Annotated in this window: 2 protein-coding genes; both read left to right on the forward strand. The window is 68.2% G+C overall.

The window, feature by feature from the left end; translation table 11 throughout:
* The coding region (locus tag ACLD7X_RS16600) for an ATP-binding cassette domain-containing protein (RefSeq protein ID WP_411424793.1) at nucleotides 1–964 on the forward strand (964 nt) is incomplete at its 5' end.
* A 14-nt stretch (nucleotides 965–978) separates the two neighbouring features.
* A partial coding sequence (locus tag ACLD7X_RS16605; protein ID WP_425625408.1) for an ABC transporter permease occupies nucleotides 979–1,716 on the forward strand: 738 nt, incomplete at its 3' end.

A 1,716-nucleotide genomic window follows, 5' to 3' on the forward strand; every position in this document is an offset into this window, starting at 1 on the left:
CACCGCGGCACTTCCCGAAGCAGAAGCCATGTGGCTCCTCGACAGGCTCAAGGAACAGAAGGCCGCGGGCCATACGATCATCTATGTCTCCCACCGGCTCGACGAATTGTTCTACATCGCTGACGACCTCACCATCCTGAGGAACGGCAAGATGATCGGGACGACGCCCGCCGCCGCGACCAACGAGCGGGAACTGATCACCCTGCTGCTCGGCCACGAACTCGAAGCGGCCCCACCGGCCGGCGGAGGGCTTGCGGGCAAGAGTGCGGGCATGGTGCCGCGCCTGAGCGTGAAGAACCTCGAAGGTCGTCACGCGCAGGGCATCGACCTCGAAGCCTGGCCGGGCGAGATCTTGGGCCTCACCGGCATCATCGGCTCCGGCTTTCTTGAAACGGCGGAGCTGATCTTCGCGGCACGGCCGCGCGAGGGCGGCGAGATAATGATCGACGGAACGCCCCTCAACGCCCGCCACCCCTCGGATGCGATGCGCGCCGGGATCGGCCTCGTGCCGAGCGATCGGACCGAGATGGCCGTGTTCCCGCACTGGACTGTTGCCGAGAACCTCGGCGTGACGGAAGCCTGTGTTGCCGTGGGCCGCAAGGCGGACCCCAAGGCGGCCATCGCCACCTACGGCGTCAAGGCGCCGGGACCTTCGGCAAAGCTCTGGACGCTCTCCGGCGGCAACCAGCAGAAGGTGGTGCTCGCGCGGTGGATGGAGCGCAACCCGCGTGTCCTCCTCCTTTGCGAGCCGACGGCGGGTGTGGACCCAGGTGCCCGCGACGACCTGCACCGGCTGATCCGCGCCGCTGCCGAACGCGGCTGCACGGTGATCGTCGCCAGCACCGACGCCGATGAACTCGAGGCACTGACCCACCGCACCCTGGTGATCAACCGCGGCCGGGTCGCCGCCGAAATCCCAGGTGGCCCCGGCAGCAAGGCCCGTATCAGGGAGAAGATCATCTGATGTCCCGCTCACTGATGTTCCTCGAACGCTACGGGCTGGTCGCAATCACCGCTCTGGTGATCGTCTTCTTCGCGCTTCACCCCGAGACGCGCGAGACCTTCGCCACCACCGCGAACTGGCGCAGCATTCTGGGCTCCATGTCGATCCAGCTTCTCCTCGCGGCGGCCTTCACCCTGCCGCTGATCACCGGAAAGATCGACATTTCCTCGGGCTCCATCGCGGTGATGTGCAGCGTGATCCTCGCGGGCATCGTGGGCTCGGTCGAGGTGCCGATCACCGGCGCCGTAGGGCTCAACTGGGTGGCCGCCGCGCTGGTGGCCATGGCCATCGGCGGCCTCCTGGGCGCGGTCAATGGCGCTCTCGTTCGCGCGGGGGCGGACCCGCTCATCGCCACGCTCAGTCTGTCCATCGTGTTGGGCGGGCTGGTGAGCGGCTATGCGCAGGGCCGCGCCATCGTCGCCGGCATGCCGGCGGAGCTGACGGGGCTGGGCCGGCTTTCCTTCGGTCCCCTGCCGGTCCTTTTCCTCGTCGCCGCCGTCGCCTGCCTTCTCGTCTGGTTCCTGCTGGAGCGCACGTCCTTCGGGCGCCGCCTCCATGCCAGCGGCGTAAATCCCACCGCAGCTCACCTCATCGGCGTCCGCGTCGAACGCACCGTCTTCATCTCCTTCGTGCTGGGCGGGCTGATCGCCGGTCTCGCCGCCGTGGTGCTGACGGCCAGGCAGGGCGGCGGCGTGCCCGTGAACGGCCTCAAC

Origin of the sequence: Aphanothece microscopica RSMan92 (genome assembly GCF_046613545.2) — a bacterium.
Lineage (GTDB): Bacteria > Cyanobacteriota > Cyanobacteriia > PCC-6307 > Cyanobiaceae > NIES-981.